This window comes from Prauserella muralis, from assembly GCF_003202285.1.
Lineage (GTDB): Bacteria > Actinomycetota > Actinomycetes > Mycobacteriales > Pseudonocardiaceae > Prauserella_B > Prauserella_B muralis.
The window spans coordinates 1,615,528-1,633,611 of the sequence record NZ_MASW01000001.1; the positions used below are offsets into that span (position 1 = coordinate 1,615,528).

General features: G+C 70.3%; 13 protein-coding genes. 9 read left to right on the plus strand and 4 right to left on the minus strand.

Features of this window, described 5'->3' with window-relative positions; translation table 11 throughout:
- Positions 1–291 precede the first annotated feature (291 nt).
- Positions 292–1,866, minus strand: coding sequence for a S8 family serine peptidase (locus BAY60_RS08800; RefSeq protein WP_245992375.1), 1,575 nt, complete (start codon positions 1,864–1,866; stop codon positions 292–294).
- Positions 1,867–1,945: 79 nt separating this feature from the next.
- Entirely contained in the window at positions 1,946–3,340 is a 1,395-nt protein-coding gene (gene eccD, locus BAY60_RS08805; RefSeq protein ID WP_112280250.1) for a type VII secretion integral membrane protein EccD, read from the minus strand.
- A 331-nt stretch (positions 3,341–3,671) separates the two neighbouring features.
- Between eccD and eccCa the strand changes: the two genes are divergently transcribed.
- The 4 genes from eccCa to BAY60_RS08825 all read left to right on the plus strand — a co-directional run bounded on the left by eccCa (position 3,672) and on the right by BAY60_RS08825 (position 10,655).
- Positions 3,672–7,682, plus strand: coding sequence for a type VII secretion protein EccCa (eccCa, locus tag BAY60_RS08810; RefSeq protein ID WP_112280251.1), 4,011 nt, complete (start codon positions 3,672–3,674; stop codon positions 7,680–7,682).
- Positions 7,683–7,767: 85 nt separating this feature from the next.
- Entirely contained in the window at positions 7,768–9,681 is a 1,914-nt protein-coding gene (locus tag BAY60_RS08815; RefSeq protein WP_112280252.1) for a type VII secretion-associated protein, read from the plus strand.
- Between the two features lie 315 nt (positions 9,682–9,996).
- Positions 9,997–10,314 carry a WXG100 family type VII secretion target gene (locus BAY60_RS08820; RefSeq protein ID WP_112280253.1) on the plus strand — a complete coding sequence of 106 codons (318 nt, stop codon included), beginning with the start codon at positions 9,997–9,999 and terminating at the stop codon, positions 10,312–10,314.
- A gap of 53 nt (positions 10,315–10,367) precedes the next feature.
- The gene (locus BAY60_RS08825) at positions 10,368–10,655 is read left to right on the plus strand and encodes a WXG100 family type VII secretion target (protein ID WP_112280254.1); all 288 of its coding nucleotides are present in this window, start codon (positions 10,368–10,370) and stop codon (positions 10,653–10,655) included.
- Between the two features lie 90 nt (positions 10,656–10,745).
- On the opposite strand, the gene BAY60_RS08830 is transcribed toward BAY60_RS08825, so the two are convergent.
- Both BAY60_RS08830 and BAY60_RS08835 read right to left on the minus strand, forming a co-directional pair.
- A complete protein-coding gene (locus BAY60_RS08830; protein ID WP_112280255.1) occupies positions 10,746–11,261 on the minus strand; it encodes a DUF4333 domain-containing protein in 516 nt (171 codons plus the stop codon).
- Positions 11,262–11,264: 3 nt separating this feature from the next.
- Positions 11,265–12,188, minus strand: a complete 924-nt coding sequence (locus BAY60_RS08835; RefSeq protein ID WP_112280256.1) for a hypothetical protein — start codon at positions 12,186–12,188, stop codon at positions 11,265–11,267.
- Positions 12,189–12,376: 188 nt separating this feature from the next.
- On the opposite strand from BAY60_RS08835, the gene rplM reads away from it, so the two are divergent.
- The 5 genes from rplM (at position 12,377) to BAY60_RS38290 (ending at position 18,074) form a co-directional block, all read left to right on the plus strand.
- Positions 12,377–12,829 carry a 50S ribosomal protein L13 gene (gene rplM / locus BAY60_RS08840; protein WP_112280257.1) on the plus strand — a complete coding sequence of 151 codons (453 nt, stop codon included), beginning with the start codon at positions 12,377–12,379 and terminating at the stop codon, positions 12,827–12,829.
- Between the two features lie 14 nt (positions 12,830–12,843).
- The gene (rpsI, locus tag BAY60_RS08845; protein ID WP_112280814.1) at positions 12,844–13,314 is read left to right on the plus strand and encodes a 30S ribosomal protein S9; all 471 of its coding nucleotides are present in this window, start codon (positions 12,844–12,846) and stop codon (positions 13,312–13,314) included.
- Positions 13,315–13,644: 330 nt separating this feature from the next.
- The gene (glmM, locus tag BAY60_RS08850; protein ID WP_112280258.1) at positions 13,645–14,979 is read left to right on the plus strand and encodes a phosphoglucosamine mutase; all 1,335 of its coding nucleotides are present in this window, start codon (positions 13,645–13,647) and stop codon (positions 14,977–14,979) included.
- A gap of 159 nt (positions 14,980–15,138) precedes the next feature.
- A complete protein-coding gene (locus tag BAY60_RS08855; protein WP_112280259.1) occupies positions 15,139–15,513 on the plus strand; it encodes a hypothetical protein in 375 nt (124 codons plus the stop codon).
- Positions 15,510–18,074 carry a WXG100 family type VII secretion target gene (locus BAY60_RS38290; RefSeq protein WP_112280260.1) on the plus strand — a complete coding sequence of 855 codons (2,565 nt, stop codon included), beginning with the start codon at positions 15,510–15,512 and terminating at the stop codon, positions 18,072–18,074. The genes BAY60_RS08855 and BAY60_RS38290 overlap by 4 nt, the downstream gene beginning before the upstream one ends.
- The last annotated feature ends 10 nt before the right edge of the window (positions 18,075–18,084 follow it).

Genomic DNA, 18,084 nt, shown 5'->3' on the forward strand with positions numbered 1-18,084 from the left:
GAGTGCAAGGGCGGCCTTCGGGCCCGGTCGGTGCCGGGCTCCGAAGGCCGCCCTTTCGTCTGCGCGTGTCCCTCTCGGCGAGTCGCCAGAGCCCAACGGCCAAGATCCACAACGCACCACCGCTGCGTTTAGCGGGCCAACTGCAGTCAGCGGGGGCCACCCGGGTGCAGTGAGCCCGCTAAACGCGCTCCGGTGGCCGGGGGCCGACTGCAGTTAGCCCGCTAAACGCGCATGAGGCAGGCGGAGGTGGGCACGGGAAGAGGGCTGCGGGGGTCCGGGTGTCCGTGTCCGTCAGCGGGGTTCGGCCGGTCGGTTCCTGCGGATCGTGTGGACCACGAAAAGGGTCACCAGCAGGGCCGTCAGGGCGCCGCCGGACCCCGCCAGCGCCACGATCACCGGCGTCCAGTTCCGGTCGGCCGCAGGCGGCATGTCGGAGGGCAACGCCACGGCCGAGTCGGGAGGCAGCCCCTCCTCCTCGGGCACCGTCGCCGTGAGCGCCGCCATCGGATCGATCACCCCGTAGCCCACGAAGTTGTCCCGGCCACCCGGCGCCGCCGGGTGCTGCGCGGTGCTCGTGATGCGGTTCATCACCTCGCGTGCGTTCAGTTCCGGGAACTTCGCCCGCACCAGCGCGGCCAGCCCGGCGACGTAGGGCGCCGCGAAGCTGGTGCCCTTGATCGGCTGCGACTCGCCGTTCTCGATCGTCAGGTTCGCCAGGCCGGACGAGCCCTCGGCCGGGTCCAGCGAGATGATCTCGGTCCCGGGCGCGGCGACGCTGACCCACGGCCCGTTGAGGGAGAAATCGGCGACGCCGCCGGTCTTGTCGATCGCGGCCACCGACAGCACGTCCTCGGCGAACCACGGCGGCGTCACGATGGTCTTCGGGGCGTTCGCGTCGGGCTGGTCGTTCTGCTCGCACTTCTCACTGAGGTTGCCTGCGGCCGCCACGACCACGACGTTGTTCTCGACCGCGTTGTGCACGGCCGCCTGCAGGCGCTTCTCGCCCTCCGTGATGCCGCCGTCGGCGGAGCGGCAGTTGTTGATCGAGACGTTGATGACGTCGACGCCCATGGCCGTCGCCCGCACCACGGCCTGCGCCAGCGTGTCCAGCGTCCCGGCCGAACCCTCGTCGCCCTGCGTCCGGCCCCCGCCGTCCTGCGCGGCACCGGTACCGCCGGGGCGGCCGGGACCCGACGCGCCACCGGCGCCGCCCGCGTCACCCGCATCTCCACCCGCGTCGCCCGCATCTCCACCGGACTGGCCGCCTGCGTCCCCGCCTGCTCCCTGGCTCGGCGTGGCGGAGTCGTCGGGCGCATAGTTCTGGCTCGACTGCCGGATCGAGATGATCTCCGCGTCGGGTGCGACCCCGGTGAACTTCATCTGGTCCTCGGGAGTGTCCGCGGCGATGATGCCGGCGACCTCCGTGCCGTGGCCGTCGCAGTCCTCCAGCCCCGGCTGCCCGGTGTCCTTGACGTAGTCACCGCCGGACTTCACCCGGCCCTCGAAGAACGGGTGGCTCGCGGTGACGCCGGTGTCGATCACGGCGACCCGTACCGGCTGGCCGTTCGGCTTGATGCCGACACCCTTTGTGGTGCCGCGCATGAGCCGGTGGACTTCGTCGAGCCGCAGGTACAGCTGACCCCAGGGCGCCTGGTTCAGCTGGATGTTGTTCTCCAGGTCCCGCTCGACGCAGCCGACCTTCTGCGTGTAGTTCTGGTCCGGCTGCCCGGTGTCGCCCGGCAGGTAACCCATGTCGACCGGCGGCGGGGACGCGTAGAAACCGCCGTCCTCGGGCGCCACCGTCGGCTGCGCCGCCGCGGGCAACGGCAGGAGGCCGGGGCCGAGCGCGCCGATCGTCGCGGTCATCAACAATGCGGTCGCCCGCTGAACGGGCCTTGCCGAGCGCACGCGTGAACCCCTCGCTCTCATGAAGCGGCTTGCCCGATCACCCGAAGTCGAGGTGGCGCAGCGTCGAGTACAGCCCCATCACGGCCAGTGCGAGCGGCAGGATCGACGCGATGCACACCGCCTCGATGATCTCCACCGTCCTGCGCATCGGCGGCGAGAAACGCTGGTTCGGGAACACCACGCCGAGCACCAGCGCGCCGGCGGCGAGCAGGATCAGCGCTCCGAAGACCCAGATGAGGCGGCCGGCGGGATCCTCGGTCCACAGCCACCCGATCAGGATGCCGCCCGCCGAGAACATGCCGGTGGTCAGCAAGGCCACGGCCTGGCTGCCGTTGGCGTAGGTACGCGCCCGCAGCAGCAGTACGAGCGTGGCGAGAACACTGGTGAGAATGCCGTAGATGCCGGGCGCCGACGACGTGACGATCGCCGAGATCGCCGTGACAGAACCGCACCCGACGAGCAGCCCGGTCATGTAGTTGTGCGCCACGCTGGTCTTGCGCTCGATTGCCGAGTAGTCCGGGTAACCGGAGTCCTCCTTGAGCTCCTCCGCGGTGCCCGGAACATGAGGCAGTGGCAGCTTGGCCAGCCAGATCGTGGCCCGCGGCAGCATGGAGATGCCGGCGAGGGACACGGCGGCGGTGCCCGCGGCGATGCCGGGCGCCGGGTGGGCGATGAGCGTCGCCACCAGGAAGGCGACGAGCCCCAGCGTGCCCGCGGTCGCGGCCGCGATGAACGTCGTGATGCCCGCGCCGATCACGAGAATGCACACGGCGGCCACCACGACCACCAGCGCGCTCGCGAGCAGCAGGTTCGCCCGCAGTGACACGCCGGGGACGATGGAGAAGCCGCTGACGAAGGCCAGCGGCAGCCCGCCGGCCGCGGCCACGAGGACCCCGGTGGACTCGGCCTGATAGGCCTTCGCGAGCGTGGCACCGACGGCCACGCAGGCGATGGCGCCGACACCGGCGGTGATCGCGGCCGCCAGCCCATTGCCGCCGAACAGGGAGCCGCCGAAGAACAGGGCGAGCGCGGCGGTGACCAGCGCCAGCCCGCCCGCGATGTGCCCGATGCGCTGGGCCGTCTCCTTGGTCCACGGCCGGAAGCCGTCCGGCTCCGCCTCGGCGATCGCGTCGACGACGTCGTCGTACAGCGGAGGGGGCGGATTCTCGTTGCGTTTGCGCAGCTGGAGCAGCTCGCCGTCGATCACGCCGAGAGAGGCGAGTGTGCGACTGGGATCGAGCGGAGCGTCACCCAGCTTGGCGAGCACCCACCCGCCGTGCCGGGCCCCGCCGTCCGGGCTGACCTCCTTGGCCATCTCCAGCAGCATCGGCATCAGGTCGGCCACGGCCACATCGGCAGGCAGCGCCACGTCGATGCGGGTCCGCGGCGCCACCACCGTGACCCTGCTGAATACGGTCGTGCCCGTTGCCACCTGTTCGCCCCCTACCTGGTGAGAATGCCGCCAGCTACTTATACCGAACCGCACCTGCGGGCGGCCTCGCCGCCCGGCGAGGCCGCCTTGTCCGGCGTCGCGCGGCCTACAGTATTGACCCTCGCCGCCCGGTGGTGGGCCACTATCCCGGATTTCGTGTCGCCGGTGCCTCGACCGGGTGCGCGTTTACGCATTTCCGGGGACGAACGCCCGCCGAGCCGATACCGTGGTCGTCCGGCAGCGGCGCTCCGCCGCTGTCAGGGGTGTGCGATACGTTGAGCGGCGCGCCTGGTCGGCCGCCATCGTCGAGTCGAAGAGGGGACCATTTTCCGTGAGCACGTTGCAGTTCAAGCGCTCGCCACGGCTTGCTGCTCCCCGCCCGCCGGGTGGCGAGGTCCACCTCGAGCCGCCGCCCGAGGTTCCGAGGACCATTCCCGGCAACATCATCATGAAGCTGATGCCCGTCGTCATGATCGTGGCGATGGTCGGCATGGTCGTCTTCATGTTCTCGGCCGACACGGGCATGGCCCGCAGCCCGTTCTTCCTCATGATGCCGCTCATGATGATGATGTCCATGGTCGGCATGTTCGCCGGTGGCGGCCGCGGCGGTCAGCAGAAGAAGGCCGAGATGAACGAGGACCGCAAGGACTACCTGCGGTACCTCGGCCAGATGCGCGACCGCGCCCGCGAGGCGATGGCCGACCAGCGGGCCGCCCTCGAATGGGTCCACCCCGATCCGGGGAGCCTGTGGTCACTGGCGACGACCCGGCGCATGTGGGAGCGCAGGCAGAGCGACCAGGACTTTCTGCACCTGCGCGTCGGGCGCAGCTCCCACCGGCTCGCCACCCGGCTCGTGCCGCCGCAGACCGGCCCGGTCGACGAGCTGGAGCCCATCGCCACGCTCGCGCTGCGCCGTTTCGTCCGCGCCCACTCGATCGTGCCCGACCTGCCGACCCAGATCACGCTGCGGGGGTTCGCCGCAGTCGGCATGCAGGGCGACAAGACGTTGACGCGAGGGCTGACCAGGGCCATGCTCGCCCAGCTGGTCACGTTCCACAGCCCGGACGACGTGCTGATCGGTGTGGCCACCGCGGGCCGCGCCAAGGAGGAGTGGGAGTGGGCCAAGTGGCTGCCCCACGTGCAGCACCCTGCGCTGTCCGACGGCATCGGGCAGATGCGCATGATGGCCGGCTCCCTCGCGCAGATCGAGCAGTGGCTGGACGAGGAGCTGCGGGACCGGCAGCGGTTCTCCCGCAACGCGACACCCGCGCCCGACCAGCCGCACGTCGTGATCGTCATCGACGACGCCGACGTCACCGGTGAGGAACAGATTCTGCTCGAGGAAGGCCTGGTCGGCGTCACGCTCATCGACCTCTCCGACTCGATCGGCAACCTGGCCGCCCGGCGCGGGCTGCGGCTGGTGGTCGAGGAGACCCGCCTCGGCGCCCGCAGCGCCGGCGGGGTCGAGTGGTTCGGCAAGCCCGACACGCTCAGCGTCGTGGAGGCCGAGGCGCTCGCCCGCAAGATCTCGCCCTACCGGATGGGCACGGCCGCCGCGGACGACAGCGAGGAGCAGCCGCTGCTGTCCAACCCGTCGCTGCTGGAGCTGCTGGGCATCCCCGGCGACCCGATGACATTCGACGTCCAGCAGGCGTGGCGGCCGCGCCCGGTCCGGGACCGCTATCGCGTGCCCTTCGGCGTCGGCGAGTACGGCCAGCCGGTGGAGCTGGACATCAAGGAAGCGGCCATGGAGGGCATGGGCCCGCACGGCCTGTGCATCGGCGCCACCGGCTCCGGTAAGTCGGAGTTCCTTCGGACTCTGGTGCTGGGCATGCTCGCCACCCACTCGTCGACGACGCTGAACTTCGTGCTCGTCGACTTCAAGGGTGGTGCCACGTTCCTCGGGCTGGACAAGGCCCCGCACGTGTCGGCCGTCATCACCAACCTGGCCGACGAGGTGACACTGGTCGACCGCATGAAAGACGCGCTGGCCGGGGAGATGAACCGCAGGCAGGAGGCCCTGAAGAACGGCGGCAACTTCAAGAACGTCTGGGAGTACGAGAAGGCGAGGGAGAACGGCGCCGACCTTGACCCCCTGCCGGCGCTGTTCATCGTCGTCGACGAGTTCTCGGAGCTGCTGTCGGCCAAGCCCGACTTCATCGACCTCTTCGTCGCCATCGGCCGCCTCGGCCGGTCGCTGCAGATGCACATGCTGCTCGCCTCCCAGCGCCTGGAGGAGGGCAAGCTGCGCGGCCTGGACTCGCACCTGTCCTACCGGATCGGTCTGAAGACGTTCTCCGCGGCCGAGTCCCGCGCGGCGATCGGCGTGCCGGACGCCTTCGAGCTGCCGTCGGTGCCCGGTGGTGGCTACCTCAAGTACGACACCTCCACGCTGGTGCGGTTCAAGGCGTCATACGTGTCGGGCCCGTACCGGCCCGCCGGCATCAAGGCCGCGGCGCCGGGCGCCAAGGTGGTGCGCGCCGACAAACGGCCGCAGCTGTTCGTGCCGGACTTCGTGGAGCTGCCCCGCGAGCCGGAGCCGGAGCCGGAGATCGTCGAGCAGCCCCGGCAGGAGTCCGAGGAGGCCGTCGAGCCGAGCGAGCTCGACGTGATCGTCTCCCGGCTGGTCGGCCAGGGCCCTCCCGCGCACGAGGTGTGGCTGCCGCCGCTCAAGGAACCCAATTCGCTGGACACCCTGCTGCCGAACCTCAACCCGACCGAGGATCGTGGTCTGTCGCCGGTCGGGTTCTTCGGCAACGGGAGGCTCCAGGTTCCGCTCGGCATCGTCGACCGCCCGTACGAGCAGCGGCGTGACCCGATGTGGGCCGACTTCTCCGGCGCCGCGGGCCACGGCGTGGTGGTCGGCGGTCCCCAGTCGGGCAAGTCGACACTGCTGCGCACGCTGATCATGTCGATGGCGCTCACCCACACGCCCGCGGAGGCGCAGTTCTACTGCATCGACCTCGGCGGTGGCACGCTCGCCGGGCTCGACGGGCTGCCGCACGTCGGCGGCGTCGCCGTGGCCCGCCGCGAGCCGGACAAGGCGCGCCGCATCGTTGCCGAGCTGACCACGCTGGTCAACGAACGGGAGGCGCGGTTCGGGGCGCTCAGCGTCGACTCGATGAACGATTTCCGCAATCGCAAGCGCCGTGGCGAGATCACCGCCGAGCAGGACCCCTTCGGCGACGCGTTTCTCGTCGTCGACGGCTGGAGGGCGCTGCGGGACGACTTCGACGAGCTCGAGCCGCAGATCACCAAGCTGGCGGTACAGGGACTCACCTATGGCGTCCACGTCATCATCGCGTCGAACCGGTGGGCCGACATCCGGCCCGCGATCAAGGACATGCTCGGCACGCGCTTCGAGCTGCGGCTCGGTGACCCGAGCGAGTCCGACATCGACCGCAGGGTGGCCGTCAACGTGCCCGCAGGCCGTCCGGGCCGCGGCCTGACCAGGGACAAGCTGCACTTTCTTGCCGGGCTGCCGCGTATCGACGGCTCCAGCGACGACCAGGACGTGGGTAACGGCGTGGCGGACGCCGTCGCGAAGATCTCGGCGGCGTGGAAGGGCAGGCCCGCACCCCAGGTCAGGCTGCTGCCCGAGCTCATCACCTACGAGGAGCTGGTCGCGCAGGACCCGCGTCGCGACTCGCGGCTCATCCCCATCGGGGTCAACGAGGACGAGCTGGCGCCGGTCTACCTCGACTTCGACGCCGACCCGCATTTCCTCGCGTACGCGGACGGCGAGTCGGGCAAGACGAACCTGCTCCGGCAGATCGTTCGTGGCATCACCACGCGGTACTCGAAGAAGGAAGCGGTCGTCATCCTCGTCGACTACCGGCGCACCATGCTCGGTTTCGTCGACGGCGACCAGCTGCTCGGCTACGCCGTGTCGGCGAACCAGCTGGACGGCATGGTCAAGGAGGTCGCGGCGTCGATGGCCAAGCGCCTGCCCGGGCCGGACGTGACGCCTCAGCAGCTGAAGGATCGCTCGTGGTGGAGTGGTCCGGAGCTGTTCGTCGTGGTCGACGACTACGACCTCGTCGCGACGTCGTCGAACAACCCGCTGCGCCCGCTGTCGGAGTACCTGCCGCAGGCCAAGGACGTCGGCCTGCACATGGTGGTCGCGAGGCGCACCGGTGGTGCAGCGCGGACCGGCATGGATCCGATCATCGGCAAGCTCAAGGAGCTGGCGATGCCGGGCCTGATCATGAACGGGTCCAAGGACGAGGGTGCACTGCTCGGCAACGTGAAGGCGGGGCCGATGCCACCCGGACGGGGTGTTCTCGTCAGTCGCAAGGTCGGTAAGCAGCTCATGCACGTCTCGTGGATTCAGCCGGAGTAGGGCCGGCGGCGAGCCGCGGCGGTGGCGTGTCGGAGGCATCTGCAAGAGTGGCCTCCGACATATTCACGACGAGTGGGAGCTGTTGGTGACCTTGCGGGTGGCGGTGGACTTCGGGACATCGAGCACCTGCGTGGTCGCCTCGGTGAACGGTCGCGAACCACAGGTCGTCGTGGTGGACGGCCAGCCGCTGATGTCCTCGGCCGTGTACGCGGCGCCCGACGGCACGCTGTTCGTCGGGCAGGAGGCCGAACGACAGGCGGCGGTCGATCCGTCGCGGTTCGAGCCGAACCCGAAGCGCAGGATCGACGAGGGCGAACTGCTGCTGGGCGACACGGTGCTGCGGGTCGTCGACGTGATGAACGCCGTGCTGGCCCGCGCGGTGAGCGAGGCGCGCCGGCTCGCGGCGGGTGCCGAGGTGCGGCTGCTGGTCCTGACCCATCCGGCTGACTGGGGCGCGGTGCGGACCCGCCTGCTGCGGCAGGCGGCCGGGCGGCTGGCGCACGAGGTGGCCCTGGTACCCGAACCGGTGGCCGCGGCGGTGTTCCACGCCGCCACGTTCGCGCCCTCGGACGTCCGGCAGGAGCGCACGGTCGAGTTCTGCGGCAAGCCCGGCGACACCCTGGCCGTGCTGGACCTCGGCGGCGGCACGATCGACGTCAGCGTGGTGCGCCGGACGGCGGGTCCCCACCGCAGGGGCGGCTTCGAGGTGCTCGCCACCCGTGGCGACCCCAGCTTCGGCGGCGCCGACATCGACCAGGCGCTACTCGAGCACGTGGGCTCGCTGGTGTCCTCGGCCGACCAGCGGGCCTGGGACCAGCTCGTGCAGGGCCGGGAGCTGGCCGACCGCAGGCGGCGCAGGGTGCTGCGCCAGGACATTCGCGGTGCGAAGGAGACGTTGTCGCGGCACGCCTACACGGACGTGCCGATGCCGCCGCCGTTCGCGGACGCCCACGTGACCCGGGAGGATCTGGAACGTCTGGTCGCCACCCCGCTGGGCCGGGCGGTGGAGCTGACGAGCGTGACCATCGAGGCGGCGGGGCTGCGTCCCCAGCAGCTGACGGCCATCTTCCTGGTGGGCGGGTCGAGCCGGATTCCGATGGTGTCGCGGCTGGTGCACGAGCGGACCGGCGTTGTGCCGACCACGCTGGACCAGCCGGAGACCGTGGTGGCGCGCGGCGCGCTGCGGGCGGTGCAGCTGCTTCCGGATCGGACTGGTGCGCTGCCCGGGGCCGCCATGGCGCGCTCCGGTGCGGGCGGGCCGGTGCGCGACGAGCGGACGGCGGTCGTGGCCAGGCCCGGTTACGGTAGTCCGCCCGCGCGTTCGGCGGGCGCGGGCGGCGGCGCGCCGCGGCAGCCGGTGCCGGCCAGGCCCGGTGGCCATGCGGGGCAGCCGATGCCGCCGGTGCGGCAGGGCATGGTGCCGCCACAGACCGGCGGGGTGACGACCCAGCCTCGGCGCAGGCGCACGCTGCTGTGGCTGGTCACGGGGGCCTTGGTGCTGGTGGCCGCCGCCACGGTGACGCTGGTGGCGACGCTCGGCGACGACGAACCACCGGTGCCGCAGGGACGCACGTTCGCGCAGTACTCGTACAAGTTCGTGGCGCCGGCGGACTGGACCCAGACGGGGGACAACGTCGCCGACCGGCAGGTGGTGGTGAAGCCCCACGACGCACAGGGGTCCGAGGACGACGACCTGGTGGTCGTGCAGGAGTTCGTCCTCGGCTACGACGCGGGTGCCCAGCGCGGACGGCTGGCCGCGGCGCTGCAGCAGCAGCTGGCGGCAAACCCCACGCGCTACGGCGAGTTCCGGGAGCACCACGCGTTCGGTGGCAAGGACGCCATCCACTACGTCGAGACGAAACCGGCCGCGATCGTCAACTGGTACGTCTTCGCACGAGGCACCGCCCAGGTGAGCATCGGCTGCCAGGAGGCCCGGCAGCGGCAGCGGGTCGAGGCTGCCTGTGAGCAGATCGTGCGCACCCTCGAGTTCACCAACTGAGCCCACCCGGCGGACCCACCCACGGGTGAACCACACCCGGGAACCCGGTGCCCCCGGGTGGCCGCCCGCTCCCCCGACTGCAGTTAGCCCGCTAAACGCACTTTGGGGGCGGAGCTGGGTGGGCGGGGGTAAACGGCCTGGATATCGGGGTTGCGGCTGGTCCACAGGCGGGTTCCGATGTGGAGCGTTCACGGTAGCAACTACTTGGGCACATGCCGCGACAACGGGGAACCGTTCATGGCAGTGTCTCCGTCGTAGAGCCAGTACGAACGACCGACGTACAGGCCGAACCACAAACGAAGGGGGTCACTCCCGATGGCAGGCGGTTTTACCGGGACACCGGAGCAGTTCCAGCAGGCGTACCAGGACGTCGAAGAGATCAAGTCGCGCATGGACCAGAACATGAACCAGCTGCGCGACAACATCGAGGCCACGCGGGCCGGCTGGGATGGCGAGGCGGCGCGCGCCTTCCAGAACGTCATGGCGGCGTTCGACGAGAAGAACCGGAAGCTGAACGACGCGCTGCAGCACATCGGTGAGCTGCTCCAGCAGTCCGGTGTCAAGTACCAGCAGGCGGAAGAGGAGCAGAACTCCGCCATCAGCAACATCGGCAACACGCTCGGCGGCCTCTGAGCCGGCTGACCCTTCCCATCGATTTCCACAGACTTTCTTCACGGAGGTAGGCAATGCCTGACGGCATCAAGGTTGATTACGCGACCATCCACACCGCGGCCGAGGACTGCGACCGCACCGGCGCCGAGCTCGACGCGCTGTTCGAGGAGCTCAAGGGCAGGCTCGCCCCGCTGGTGGACTCCTGGACCGGTGAGGCCATGGAGGCCTGGAACAACGTGCAGCTGGAGTGGAACCAGTCGCTGGACGAGCTGAAGCAGGTTCTCGCGCAGATCGGCACCGCGCTGCCGCAGATCGCGGACGGCTACCAGGCGACCGACAAGGGCGTCATGGGGATGTTCTGATCCCCTGCGGATCACACACGAAGGCGGGCCCGGCAACTGCTGCCGGGCCCGCCTTCGTGTGTGCGCCGACGTTTCCCGGCGCACCACTGTCTACTGTGGTGCCCCCACCTCGTACTCGGGTTTGTCGTTGAGAACGCGGATCGACACCGCCTTGCGCCGGCCCGAGATCTCCACCGTGCATTCGAACGTGTGGCCGGTCTCGATCGCCTGGTTCTCCGGGCACTGCACGTTGCTCACGTCGTGCTCGCCGTAGCTGTCGCGCAGGACCGTGGCCACGCCGTTCTGCAGTGACTCCTGCTCCAACACATCTCCACGGAAGGCTCCGAGCAGCCACGCCCCGGCACCGGCCGCCGCGACCAGGACGACCGCGCCGGCAGCGACCAGCAGTGGCTTCCTCGAACGCCGGGGCCTCGATCCGGTCGTCCCGTCGAAGGCGCCGAGGCCCCCGTACTGCGACTGGAAGCTCCCACCGTAGGCGGGCGCCGGCTGGTGCGCGGCTGGCATCGGTGGCTGCTGCCCATATCCGGTCTGCGGCGGCGGGTAGCCCGGGCCGTTGTTCGGCGGCGGCTGCCACCATCCCTGTGGCTGGTGGGGCGGCTGTGTCATCCGCTATCCCTCGCTGCTCGTGATCTCGGCCATCCGCCGATAGAAGTCGTCGACCTGTGCCTCGGTGGTGAGCGCGGTGACCTCGTCGGGCGAGGGCACCTTCGGAAGATCGTTCTCCGTGGGGGGATCGAGCACCTGATAGTGCTCGTTGATCTCGATCTCGTGGCCGTCGGCGGAGATCAGCCCCTTCATCTCGATCTCCATGAGCTTGCCCTCGGGGTCGAGCGCGATCCGGGTGTTCAGCACGCCGTCGCGCATCTTCTCGCTGATCCGTTCGAGCACCCAGTCGGGCAGAATGACGACCCGCTGGTCGAGGAACTCACGCAGCGTGACCTCCGCGGTGAGTTCGACGCTGCCGTCCTCGAGGCTCTTCGCCTGCTTCGCGGCGCTGCCGTTCTGCATCGACTGGCTGACGGTGTCCAGCATCCGGCAGACGGCGGTGTAGCCACCCCAGTAGCAGACGTTGAGGGAGCCGGCGGTGTACGGCTTCGACACCCACTCGGTGGGGGCGAGGTCCTTGTATACCGGTCCCAGCCGCATGTACTCGACGTCGCTGCCTGCAGGGTGGAAGTAGTCGCGGTAGTCGGAGGAGTCGCGGTTGGAGTGGTTCTTGTAGAGGCGCGACGGGGGGCTGCCGACCTGGATCGCGGTGATCGTGTTGTCGGCCTTCTTGTCGTCGATGCGCGTGAAGGACCGGTGGGTGCTCCGCCGCGGTTCGTTGCCGCCGAAGTCGTCGGCCAGCCGTTCCAGGGTCCGGGTGAACTTGGCGCTGACGTATTCGGCGGCCTGGTCGCCGTCGGGCAACGCGGTACCGGCCCGGCCCGGGGAGCAGGCGGCGCCGAGCGTCAGCAGCAGGACACCCGCCGTGACCAGGGCGGACAGGCGTAGGGGCCGTGGGCGCGAGGTGGCGGCCGGCCGCTGTCTCATGTTTTCTTCTCCCCGGAGCGTCTGGTCGCGGTGTGCTGCCGGAAACATTAGTATGGGAGGTCGGGCCGGACCCCCGCCTTCACCCTCTTCTGAGCGACCGGGTATCTTCATAAGTTGTTGTGCGCGCATCAGCCGTACGCGCTGCGCCCGCACGGACCCCACACGACCGTTGACGACGAGGTAGACCCTTGCCCACGTACAGCCCCAAGCCCGGCGATATCACCCGTGCCTGGCACGTGATCGATGCCGAGGATGTCGTGCTCGGCCGGCTCGCGACCGAGGTCGCCACGCTGCTGCGCGGCAAGCACAAGCCCACCTACGCCCCGCATGTGGACACTGGTGACTTCGTCATCATCGTCAACGCCGACAAGGTGGCGCTCACCGGCAACAAGCGCGAGCAGAAGTTCGCGTACCGGCACAGCGGCTACCCCGGTGGCCTGCGGAAGCGCTCCTTCGGCGAGCTGCTCGACACCCGCCCCGAGCGGCTGGTCGAGAAGGTCGTGAAGGGCATGCTGCCGAAGAACAAGCTGGGCCGCGCGCAGGCGAAGAAGCTCAAGGTCTACGCAGGCCCCGAGCACCCCCACGCCGCACAGAAGCCCCAGCAGCGTGAGATCACCAAGATCGCTCAGGTGACCCAGTGAGTGAGGAACAGTTCGTGACCAGCACCGAGACCGAGGCCGCGACCGACGCGGTCGTGACCAGCGAGACGCCGGCCGCGCCGAAGCCGTCTCGTGCTGCCGGTGGCACGGCGCAGACGGTCGGCCGCCGCAAGGAGGCGGTCGTCCGCGTGCGGATCGTGCCCGGCTCCGGCCAGTTCAGGCTCAACGGCAAGACGCTCGAGGACTACTTCCCCAACAAGGTGCACCAGCAGCTCATCCGTGAGCCGCTGGCCACCGTGGAGAAGCCCGAGTCGTTCGACATCTTCGCCCGTCTGCACGGCGGCGGCATCTCCGGCCAGGCCGGTGCGCTGCGCCTGGCGATCGCGCGTGCGCTCGCCGAGGTGGACAGCGAGGACCGCCCGGCGCTGAAGAAGGCCGGCTTCCTGACGCGGGACGCCCGGTCCACCGAGCGGAAGAAGTACGGCCTCAAGAAGGCCCGCAAGGCGCCGCAGTACAGCAAGCGCTGACGAGACCTGCAACACACGCGAGCGCCCGTCCGACTTCTCGGACGGGCGCTTCGTGCTGTCGTACCCAGGTGCCCCCGACCTGCGTTTAGCGGGCTTACTGCACTGCTGAGGCATGCTCATCGGTGCAATGAGCCCGCTGAACGCGCTTTGCCGGGGCCGCCGGAGTGCGTTTAGCGGGCTAAACGCGCCGAGTGCGTCCCGGGCTGAGGGGTGGGGTGGCAGGCCGCTAGGTTGGTTCGGGTCGCCCCTTTCGGGGGATACCGCGACGGTGGTGGGGCACGGACCGGCGCGACACACGCCGGCGAAGCTACGAACACGGAGGTCGAGGACATGGCCCGCCTTTTCGGCACCGACGGGGTGCGCGGCCTCGCCAACGCCGAACTCACGCCCGAACTCGCGATGTCGGTCGCCGCCAGTGCCGCCAGGGTGCTCGCCGCCCATGACCGTTCACACCGCCCCGTCGCGATCGTCGGCCGCGACCCGCGCGCCAGCGGCGAGATGCTCGAGGCCGCCGTGGTGGCAGGCCTCGCCTCCGCGGGCGCCGACGTGCTGCGGGTCGGCGTGCTGCCGACCCCCGCCGTCGCTCACCTTGTCGGCGACCTGACGGCCGACCTGGGCGTGATGATCTCCGCGTCCCACAACCCGATGCCCGACAACGGCATCAAGCTCTTCGGTGACGGTGGGCACAAGCTGCCCGACGGCATCGAAGACGAGATCGAGAGCGGCCTCGCCGCCCAGCCTCACCGTCCCACGGGGGAGCAGATCGGCCGGGTCTCCGACGTCGGCGACGCACTCGATCGCTACCTCGCCCACCTCATGGCCGCGACGCCGCACCCGCTCACCGGCCTGCGGGTCGTCGTCGACTGCGCCAACGGAGCGTCCTCGGCCGCCGCACCCGCGGCCTACCGGAAGGCGGGCGCCGAGGTCATCGCCCTGCACGCAGAGCCGAACGGCGTCAACATCAACGACGGCTGCGGCTCCACCCACCCGGAGCAGCTGTGCGCCGCGGTGGTCGAGCACGGCGCCGACCTCGGCATCGCACACGACGGCGACGCCGACCGCTGCCTGGCCGTGGACGCCGGGGGAAACCTCGTCGACGGCGACCAGATCATGGCCGTTCTCGCCCTCGCCATGGCCGAGGCGGGCGAGCTCGCCGAGAGCACGCTGGTCGCCACGGTGATGAGCAACCTCGGTCTGCACCTTGCCATGCGTGACCACGGCGTCACTCTGCGTACCACCGCCGTGGGCGACCGCTACGTGCTCGAGGAACTGCGCGCAGGCGGCTACTCCCTCGGTGGCGAGCAGTCCGGCCACGTCGTCCTGCCCGGCTACGCCACCACAGGCGATGGCCTGCTGACGGCGTTGCGCCTCATGGGCCGCGTCGCCGCGACCGGCAAGCCCCTCGCCGAGCTCGCGGGCGTCATGCGCAGGCTGCCCCAGGTGCTGGTCAACGTGCGCGTTGCCGACAAGGCGGCCGTCGCCGCGTCGTCCACCGTCCGGGAAGCGGTCGACGCCGTCACCGCCGAACTCGGTGACGAGGGCCGTGTGCTGCTGCGCCCGTCCGGCACGGAGCAGCTCATCCGGGTGATGGTCGAGGCGCCCGCCGAGGACACCGCCCAGGCCGCCGCCGACCGGCTCGCCGGCGTGGTCGCCTCCGCGTCCTGACACCTGCGCGGGCGTATACCGTTTGGTAACGCAAACCCCCGATTTCGGTGCGGGTTGACCAGCACATCGGTAGATTCTGTGCATTAGCGACGGCACCGGGCGTGACCCCCGTGCGTCGTAGGAGCGACCGCACCACACCGAGCTTGAGGGGGAGCTGCCGTGTCCGTACCGGGGCAGAGCACCACGACGAGTTCGCCGGGGCCGTCGGGAGGTGTCAACGCGCCGGGCGGCTACACCGCCGACACCGGCGCGATGGCCAGCCAGGCCAAGGCGATCAACGACGCGGCCGAGGACGCGCAGGACGAGGTGAAGGATCTCGCGCCCGCGAAGGTGACCGAAGCGGAGTTCGGCACGGCGCACACGCAGTGGGGCGCCGACTTCACGGCCGCCATCGACGAGCTGGGCAAGGGCGCCAACGCCATGTGCACGTCGCTCATCGGGCTGGCGCAGTCCATCGGCAGTGCGGGTGACCAGTACGCCGCGGCGGAGTCCGAGCAGGCCTCGGCGGCCACGCAGTCGGGGAGCGGGATGTGAGCGAGAAGACCTGGGAAGAGACGCAGCGCATTCTCGACGACCCCTACGTTTCGGCGGATACGAAGCAGGACGTGCTCGCCGCGTATTCGGTGGCCGGTGACGGCAGCGACAACGGCGCCGCCGACCAGTACTACGAGCAGTACAACGTCGCACCCGGGCTCGGGATGAACAACCAGGGCCAGTGGGTGAACCCGGACGAGGTCTACCAGAACGCCAGGGACGAGTCCGAGCAGGCGGGCTACCACGACCGCCAGGTCCGCGACCGGCTGGACGGCAACCAGTCCGAACTGGACAGTGCGCAGGCGCCCGGCTCCGGCAGCGGCGCCGTCACCACGTCCGACGAGTTGTTCGACCTGGCCAAGCCCGCCCTTGAGGTCTTCGAACAGTTCCTGCCCATCGACGCCGAGGCGCCGTCCGACTCCCGTCACATCGACAGCCCCCTGAACTACGACAGCGACGTCGTGAAGTTGTTCGACGAGCAGCGGGGCATCAACTTCCAGAAGTTCCTCGACGAGGCTCAGCGGCTGCGCGACGCGCACACCGTGCTGAAGGAGACCCACGGCACCACCGAGTCCAGCCTGAACTCGCTGTACAAGGACTGGACCGGTGCCGGCGCCAACGCGTCCTACCAGAAGTACAGCGAGGACATCGCACCCAACGTGCAGGAACTCCTCGAGTACCTCGACGGCGCCGCGCAGGTGATCGAGGAAACCGTCGGCAGCGTCTACGAGTTGTGCAAGAGCAAGGCCGACGAGGTCATCGCGATGTACACGCCCACCATCGGCAGCGCGGTGCCGGAGATCGCCAGCCAGGTGATGAAGCTCGCCCGTGGAGAGTTCGACTCGCAGGACGAGGTGCTGGAGGTCGCAGCCTGGGTCGACGCCGAGTGCGGCACCAATATCGAGTCCACCATCCGCTCCGACGACTGCGGTCTCAACGACGAGAACAAGCAGATGGTGATGAACGAGTGCAAGACGTGGATTCGCCAGTCGTGGAACACCGACCTCTACGACAACCTCTACGCGCAATTCAAGGACCTGTGCGAGAACACGAAGGAGCAGGTCGACCAGGCGTGGGAGGAACTCAACACCTACCTCAAGGACTACAAGAGCGAGTTCCCTGAGGGCGCCGCCAACCCTCAACCCCAGCCGCAACCCCAGCCACAGCCCCAGCCGAACCCGGGCGGCCCCGGCACGCCGGGAGGTTCCGGCACCGGTGGTGGTGGCACGGGCGGCGGTGGCACCGGCGGTGGGGGCACGCCCTCGGTGCCCGAGATGGAGACGCCGGGGGCGGACAAGCCGCCGGAGCCCGGCAAGAACCCGGTGACCGGCGAGGACCTGGAGGTCGACCCGGAGACCGGTGAGCCGTACCCGATCGACCCGGAGACCGGCGAGGCCATCAAGGACGTCGGCGACGACCAGGACACGGTCACCGTCGAGAAGGGCGACCACAAGCTGGAGATGACCGAGCCGGACGCCGACGGCAAGATGGACATCTCGGTCGACGACGGCTCCGGTCAGCCCAAGGACTACAAACTCGACTTCGGCACCGGCGAGCAGGGCACGGAGGGCACGGACGGCGGCCGCGGGGGTGAGGGCGGCGGCCGAGACGGCGAGTTCGGGCCGCAGGGCTCGGGCGAGGGATCGGCAGGGGACGAGAAGGTCTACCGTCCGGGACCGGACGGCAAGATCCACATCGAGGACGGCAATCTCAAGATCACGGCCGAGCAGCCGGAGGGCCCTGACGGGCCCACGAAGGTCACCGTGGACGACGGCACCCCGCCGCCCACCACCTACACGCTCGGCGAGTCCACTCAGGACGGCACGGCGGGCGGCCAGGGTCCCGGCGGCGCCGGCGGCGGAGCGCCGCGTGAGAACTTCCGGACGATGCCCGCGTACGGGGAGAACCCCCTGGCGGGCGGCGAGGGGGGTGGCGCGCCCGGCGATCCGGTGCGCGGTGGTCCCGCCGACGGCGTGCGGGACGTCGGCGTTCCGGCCGGCGGCGATGGGGCCGGCGTGGGGGCCGCTGCCGCGGCGGCTCCGGCCGGTGCCGGTGCGGACTCCGCCGGATTCGCCGGAGGCGGCGGTGGCGGCGGTGGCGGCACGGACGCGCAGGCCGCGGCGGCCGGTGGCGGCATGGGTGGCGGCGCCGGCGGCGTCGACCCAGGCGTTGCCGGTGGGGGCCCCGGCGGGAGCGCGGGTGTGGGGACCGGCACCGAGGAGACGCTCAGCGCCGGGGCTCAGTCCGGCGCCCAGGAGCAGTCCACACCCGCCGGCGCCGGAGCCGGGGTGGCTGCCGCGCCCGGCGGCATGGGGGAGGCCATGGCGGCTCCGGCCGCGCAGGGTGGCGCCAGCGCGGGCGGCGCAGGCGGGATGGGCATGATGGGCGGCGGCATGGGTGCCATGGGCGGTGGCGCAGGCGGCGGCCAGGGCGGAGACCAGGAACGCGGCGCGAACCCCTACCGGCTCGACGGCGGCATCTTCGGCAACAGCGGCGGCGGTCAACGGATCAGCGGCTCGCTCCACGACGACGGTGACCGCTCGGTGCGGTTCGACAGGTAACCGCCCGTGA